Source organism: Accumulibacter sp., assembly GCF_016789985.1.
Lineage (GTDB): Bacteria > Pseudomonadota > Gammaproteobacteria > Burkholderiales > Rhodocyclaceae > Accumulibacter.
This window is the reverse complement of sequence record NZ_JAEUOL010000254.1, coordinates 1-6,951: the sequence shown is the minus strand read 5'-3', so window position 1 is coordinate 6,951 and position 6,951 is coordinate 1. Positions and strand designations below refer to the sequence as shown.

The window sequence follows — 6,951 nt, the reverse complement described above, 5'->3', positions numbered from 1 at the left end:
GCGCCATCAACCGCTCTGACCAGCGCCTTTCGCTCAAACTCCATCTCACCCATCGGGTGACCCTCCCTCTTGGCCCCAAACCCTCATCAATGCTCAGTTTGCACCAATGCTGGGAGGTTCAACTGAGGAAAATAGGTTGAAGGGGGAAGTCCTCTACTCCCCCGGCAAAGGGAAGGGTTAGCCGAACGGCAAGGGTGTGGCGGGTGACTGCGAATCTCTGGAGGAAGCCGAAGGCAGAAGGCAAAGCACTGGCCTGACGAACAGGAAGCGGATACCAGGTGGCCAATATCGTCAAAGCCCGAAACTTGTATGGAACACCGTGACATAGAACCGACCGCTGTAAGCGTGAAGGTGGGTGTGCAATACCCGAGGCGATCTGGCAGTCTGCCACGTGCGACTGCGGTCGAGAGATTGCGGGATGGACGGCCAGCAGTCCTCGATGGTCGCCCCCGGTTTGCCAAGCCCTCGATCGATGATGGTAGAAAGGTGGGGATTGCAGCCATGGATCCCGACTTCGATCGAGGCCGCAGCCTCTGTCCCTGAAGGAATTCGCTGGCCGCCACCTCAATCAGCAGAGTGCGCTCGACAGTGGGGGATGACGAACTCGGCGCCATCAGGCGTACGGGATGTCCATGCTGGTGCAACAGCAGCGCCCAGTGATGTGCTCCCGCTGAGGCTTCCACGATCAGGCAGGACGGCAACCGCGCAATCAGCTCCAGCAAATGCTGGCCGGCTACTGTGAGCCTGACCAGCGCGGCCTTGCCGTGATCATCACGGGCACGGCAAAGACGTTCCTGGCGAGATCGATCCCGACGGCGATCATGCTCGGGGTCTTCCCCTTCGTGGCTCCGGGGTGCTTTGCAAACTCTCTCGGGGTACTGTTGCCGTTCGCGATTTCCGCTGCAACCACGGGACGGGAAAGTTCCTTTGATTCGGAAGGCTCCCGTAAAATGGCAGCCTGTGTTTCTTTCTCTGATCCCGCGTCCGCAAGTGGTTCCGCCTGAAGAACGGCGGGCCGCAGAACCGACCAACTGGAAAACTGCTGAAGCGTATGAGCCTTGGCCCTTGCAGACCCTTGCCGGCCGCGACGGGTCATCTGGTCGGTTATGATCCGGAAGGCAACGGGAATCATGGCATTGCGCTTCTCCGCGTGGTCAAGGGCGTCCCACAACACCTCGACACCCATACCCTCGAAAGCGCCGAGTCGGTGATCCTTTTCCTTGCGCAGCAAACCCGACCTGCTCGCCCTGGCAATCGACACCTTGACCTGCTGGAGCACCGGCAGGAGTGCCTGGCGACCGGCAGATCGCTGGTTGCGTCAGCAATACCCGGCAGTTCAGGCCAGCGTACCAAGCCCCAATGGACCTTGCGGGTCGATGGGGCGGAATGGCCCCGCGGTCGTCTTCGCACGGCGCAAGCGTACGCCTTCGATACTGCTTACCGAGACGCATCGAAAAGTACTTCACTGGCGCTTGTGGAACGAACTGTACGTGTACAACGGATCACCGGGCCGAGATGGACGACCGGCTGGCCCGCAGACTTGACGTTGCCGTGGAAACGCACTGCGCGCACGGGCGGGATGCGGCAGTTTCCGTTTTTGCCGCCGGCCAGGGGCTGACGGGCAACTGGCGGCTCGACCTGGATACTCTTCCCGCGGCTCCGGACGAGCGAATCGTGTCACCCTGCGGTACAACCCGCTACTTCTGGCCACCATGATCAATGACAATGATCGAAATCGACGGACTCGCCATCGAGTACCAGCTACTTCCCGCGCAACGGGCCGGCCACCCGACGCTGGTCTTTCTGCACGAGGCACTGGGCAGCATCTCGCTGTGGCGTGATTTCCCTGCGCGCGTGGCGCAGGCGACCGGCTGCCCAATCCTGGTCTGGTCGCGCCTCGGTCACGGACACTCGGCAGCACTGCCGGCGCGACGCACACCGCGCTACCTGCACGAGGAGGCAGTGCAGCGCCTGCCGCCGCTGCTGGCGGCGCTGGCGATTGAACGACCGGTACTGATCGGGCACAGCGACGGGGGGTCGATTGCGCTGATTCACGCTGCCGCCCTGCCGGGACAGGTGGCTGGTGTCATCGTTCTGGCCCCGCACGAGTTCGTCGAGGACAAGGCGCTCGACGGTATCCGCCGGGCCGGCGAACTGTTCGCCAGCAGCGACTGGCCGCACCGCTTGGCCCGCCATCACCGCGACGCGGAAAGCGTCTTCCGCGCCTGGCACGATACCTGGCTGTCGCCCGAATTCCGTGACTGGAGCATTACCGACTGCCTGCCGGCGATTGACTGCCCGGTGCTTGCCATCCAGGGGGAAAACGACGAATACGCGACGATGCGGCAGATCGAGTGCATCGGCGAAGCCGCCGGAAACGTCGAACTGCTCAGGCTGGCCGAATGCGGGCACTCGCCGCAGCACGATCAGCCGCAGGCAGTGGTGGAGGCGATTGTTTGTTTCGTCGATCGGCTGGGGTGCGCGGCAAGCGACTGAAGCGGCCCACGCTCGGCACCCGCCAGTGCCGGGCGGCTCAACCCGCCTGCCCGGTGCCGGCTGTCAGAAGCCGGGCTGCCGGGTCCTGCCGATAGAAGCGGGCGAGGTGGGCATAGAAGGCCGGATACTCTTCCAGGAGAAGATCCGGGGTCTCGAAAAATGCCTCGCTCATGACGGCGAAGAATTCGCCCGGATTTTCTGTGGCGTAAGGGTCGAACAGGGTTTCCTCGCCGTGCGCCTCCGCCTCGTCCACCAGCGCACAGAAATCATCGTAGCTGGCCAGCAGCACCCGCTGCCAGTCGGCGCGCGCCATGCCCGGCGGCAGCGGAGGAATGCCGTTTGCTTCGCCGTTCAGCATGTCCAGCTTGTGGGCGAACTCGTGGATGACGACGTTGTAGCCGGCACCGGCCATCTGCGCGTCGCGCCAGGAAATCAGCAGCGGTCCGCCATCCCAGGCCTCACCCGAGGCGAGTTCCTGATACTCGTGGACGATGCCGAATTCGTCCTCGATGCTGCGCGGGATGATGAACTCGTCGGGGTACACGATGATTCCCACCCAGCCGTGGTAGTGATCGAGACCGAGGTTGAGGATCGGCAGACAACCTTGCGCCGCGATCGAAACGCAGATTGCGTCCGACAACTCGAGTCCACCAGCTGCGGTGAACTCCTTCTCGGCAAGAAAATCCTCGCTCAGTCGACGCAGCCGGAGCCGCTCTTCACCGGTCAGCCAGGCGAAAAAGGGCAGTTGCGCCAGGATCTCCTGCCACAGGGCGTCGGGTACCGGCATTCGCTCCTGCCGGTTGGTCAACCAGCCAAGCCACTTGCCGATCACGACCGCTTTGCCCGCGGCGAGGCAGTCGTCAGGTAGATACCAGCAAAGATCAGGGCAATGCCGAGGTAGTGATACGACTGCGGGATCTCGGCGAGAAAGATCGCCGATAGGATGGTGCCGAAGACCGGCATCAGATGAATGAACAGGCTGGCCTTGCTGGCGCCGACCTCGCCGACGGCGCGATTGTAGAAGACGTAGCCGAGAAAACCGGGAAAGACGCCGGTGTAGGCGATGCCGGCAAGCGAACTGGCTGAAACGGAGATTGTTCTCCCCTGTGCGACCTCCCAGGCGTAGCCCGGCGCCAGCGCCAGCAGGCCGACGCAGGTGAAGGCGGCGAGCAGCAGCATTGCGTCGACACCGACTGGCCGCCACTGCAGTCCGATGGTGTACAAGGCCCAGGTGAACACTGCGCCGAGCATCCAGAGATCACCGATGTTGAGACTCAGGCCGGCCAGGGTATCGGGATCGCCACGGCAGACGATGATCGTGACACCGGTGAAGGAGAGCAGCACGCCGCCCCACTCGATGGCACGCAGACGCTTTTTCAGGAAGAGCCACGATAGCGTGATGGTGGCGATCGGGATGAAGGAGTTGAGCAGGACCGCATTGGTCGCCGGAGTGTATTGCAGGCCGATGTAGGCCAGCGTGTTGTAGCCACCGACGCCGAGCAGTCCGAGGAGGACCACACTCTTCCAGTTGCGGCGCAGCAATGACCACTGCGCACGCAGATGCGGCAGGGCCAACGGCAACACCAGCGCAAGCGCGATCGCCCAGCGCCAGAAAGCGAGCGACAGCGGCGGCACCTGGTCGCGAATCGCCCGCCCGATGACCATGTTGCCCGACCAGAACAGGGTGGTCAGAACGAGCAGCAGATACGGATGGTGCAGGCGGACGAGCATCAATGGAGGCCGGCAGGGAAAAGGCGCATTATGCATGAAGCGCGGTCCCCCCTTTATAATGAGCCCATGGTCTCGGTCATTCACTCGCTCGCCGCACACGGCGACTTCGAACAATTCCTGCAGGCACTCGCGGAAGGCCTCCCGGCGGCCGAACACGACCGCATCCGCCGTGCGGTCGAGCACGCCCGTTCGATCTATGGCGAGCGACGGCTAGGGAGTGGCGAGGATGTCTGGGGCCATGCACTCGGAATGGCCCTGATCGTCGCCGGGCTCAAGCTCGATGCCGACTCGCGGCTGGCGGCCCTGCTCTTCGCCATACCGGCACTGCACGAACACGGCCTGACGGAGATTGAAGCGACCTTCGGTTCGAGCGTCGCCCATCTGGTCGGCGGCATTTCGCGCCTCAACCGCATGCGGCCGATCACGCGCGGCTTTGCCGCTCACGCGGCCGACAGCGAAGAAAAGAACCCGCAGGAAATGAAGGCGCAGATCGAGGTGCTGCGCAAAATGCTGCTGGCCATGGTCGAAGACATTCGGGTCGTCCTGCTGCGTCTGGCTTCACGCACCCAGACGCTGCGCCACTATGCCGCCGAAGCGGACGAACTGCGCGTGCCGGTGGCGCGCGAAACTCTGGAACTCTATTCGCCGCTGGCCAACCGGCTGGGAGTTTGGGAACTGAAGTGGGAACTGGAAGACCTGTCGTTCCGCTTTCTGCACCCGGAAATCTACAAGGATATCGCCCGCCATCTTGACGAAAAACGCGCCGAGCGCGAGCAGTTCATCACCGACGCGATCGATCGCCTGAAGAGTGAACTGCTGGCTGCCGGAGTGGGCAATGCCGAGGTCTACGGTCGACCCAAGCACATCTACAGCATCTGGAACAAGATGCGCCGCAAGGGGGTCGATTTTTCGGAGGTTTACGACGTGCGCGCCCTCCGCGTCATCGTCGACGCGGTCAGGGACTGCTACACCACACTCGGTGTCGTGCATCACATCTGGTCGCCGATTCCGCAGGAGTTCGACGACTATATCTCGCATCCGAAGGGCAACGACTACCGCTCGCTGCATACCGCCGTGCGCTGCCTCGACGGGCGCTCGCTCGAGATCCAGATCCGTACCCGCGACATGCACAGCCATGCCGAGTTGGGTGTGGCGGCGCACTGGCGCTACAAGGAGGGTAGCAAGGCCACTCCGGAAGACCGCTACGACGAGAAGATCGCCTGGCTGCGACAGTTGCTGACCTGGCGTGATGAAGTGACCGACTCGTCAGACTGGGTCAGACACTACAAGCAGGCGGCCTTCGACGAGACGGTCTATATCCTCACCCCGCAGGGTCGGGTGGTTGACCTGCCCAAGGGCGCGACGCCAGTCGATTTCGCCTATCGGGTGCACACCGACATCGGCCACCGCTGTCGCGGCGCCAAGGTGGACGGCGCGCTGGTCCCGCTGAATACGCAACTGGCTACCGGACAGCGGGTCGAGATCGTCCTTGCCAAACACGGCGGGCCATCGCGCGACTGGCTCAACCCGACTCTCGGTTATCTGTTTACCCATCGCTCGCGCCTCAAGGTCAGACAGTGGTTTGCCAGCCTGGCGCTCGAAGACACGCTCGCCGAGGGAAGAGCGGTGGTCGTGCGCGAACTGCAGCGGATGGGGCAACCCGGAATCAACCTCGATGAACTTGCCATAAGGCTCGGTCTGGCGCGCAGTGACGACCTGTTCATTGCGGTGGCGCGGGCCAAGCTGAACATGCGCCAATTGCAGGTGGCGGTACGCGGCAACGAGATGCCGGTTGACGAGCGTGTGCTGGAGGAACTGCCGGTACGCCGGCAACGCGACAGCGACGTAGCCGAAAAGGGCATCCTGATCGTTGGCGTCGACCGCCTGCTGACGCAACTGGCCGGCTGCTGCAAACCGGCGCCGCCGGATGAAATCGTCGGCTTCGTGACGCGCGGCCGCGGCGTGTCGGTGCATCGCGCCGACTGCAGCAACCTTTCGAACATGCGGACGATGCATCCCGAGCGGGTGATCGAGACGACCTGGGGCGGGCGCACGGACGGCGTTTTTGCGGTGGATATCGTGATCGATGCCTATGACCGGCAGGGTCTGCTGCGTGACGTGTCCGACGTGCTGGCGCGCGAGCGGATCAACGTCATCGCGGTCAGCACGCAGTCCCGCCAGGGCAATGCGCACATGAGCTTCACGGCCGAAGTCGGCAGCATTCCGCAACTCGACCGGACACTCTCACTGCTCCATCAGGTGGAGGGCGTGGTCGGCGCGCGCCGCGCCTGATTTGCCACCGCGGCGCCGCCGGCGGGGGAGCGCTCCCCCGCCGGCGGAGTTTAGGCCTTGAGCAACTCGATCAGTTCCGCCTGCGAGCAATGCGGACTGGTGCGTGACCCGCGCCGCTGGTGATAGGTGCCATCCGGTCCGAGTTCCCAGGCCAGGGTGTTGTCGGTCAGATAAATCTGCAGACCTTCGGCAATCACCCGGCGCTTCAGCTTGCGATCGAGAACCGGAAATGCCAGTTCGATACGCCGGAAGAAGTTGCGCTCCATCCAGTCCGCGCTCGACAGATAGACTTTCTCCTCGCCACCTGCGTAGAAATAGAACACGCGATGATGTTCGAGCTGTCGCCCGATGATCGAGCGTACGCTGATGTTCTCCGACAGGCCCTTGACGCCGGCGCGCAGACCGCAGACGCCACGCACGATCAGATCGATC

General features: G+C 63.3%; 4 protein-coding genes and 2 pseudogenes. 2 read left to right on the top strand and 4 right to left on the bottom strand.

Features of this window, described 5'->3' with window-relative positions:
* Positions 1-605 precede the first annotated feature (605 nt).
* Positions 606-823: pseudogene (locus tag JNK99_RS14685) on the bottom strand (IS110 family transposase); the annotation flags it as partial.
* 902 nt (positions 824-1,725) lie between these two features.
* Between JNK99_RS14685 and JNK99_RS14680 the strand changes: the two are divergent.
* Positions 1,726-2,496 (top strand): alpha/beta hydrolase, encoded by a 771-nt coding sequence (locus tag JNK99_RS14680; protein ID WP_366518767.1) that lies wholly within the window; start codon positions 1,726-1,728, stop codon positions 2,494-2,496.
* 37 nt (positions 2,497-2,533) lie between these two features.
* On the opposite strand, the gene JNK99_RS14675 is transcribed toward JNK99_RS14680, so the two are convergent.
* Together JNK99_RS14675 and JNK99_RS14670 are read right to left on the bottom strand one after the other, a co-directional pair.
* Positions 2,534-3,328 (bottom strand): M90 family metallopeptidase, encoded by a 795-nt coding sequence (locus tag JNK99_RS14675; RefSeq protein WP_291854346.1) that lies wholly within the window; start codon positions 3,326-3,328, stop codon positions 2,534-2,536.
* Positions 3,325-4,227 (bottom strand): DMT family transporter, encoded by a 903-nt coding sequence (locus JNK99_RS14670; protein WP_291854344.1) that lies wholly within the window; start codon positions 4,225-4,227, stop codon positions 3,325-3,327. Before JNK99_RS14670 ends, JNK99_RS14675 begins: the two co-directional genes overlap by 4 nt.
* Before the next feature lie 66 nt (positions 4,228-4,293).
* Here JNK99_RS14670 and JNK99_RS14665 point away from each other — a divergent pair, with 66 nt between their 5' ends.
* Positions 4,294-6,519, top strand: coding sequence for a bifunctional (p)ppGpp synthetase/guanosine-3',5'-bis(diphosphate) 3'-pyrophosphohydrolase (locus tag JNK99_RS14665; protein ID WP_291854342.1), 2,226 nt, complete (start codon positions 4,294-4,296; stop codon positions 6,517-6,519).
* Between the two features lie 50 nt (positions 6,520-6,569).
* On the opposite strand, the pseudogene JNK99_RS14660 reads toward JNK99_RS14665, so the two are convergent.
* Positions 6,570-6,951, bottom strand: a pseudogene (locus tag JNK99_RS14660) (RNA degradosome polyphosphate kinase); the annotation flags it as partial.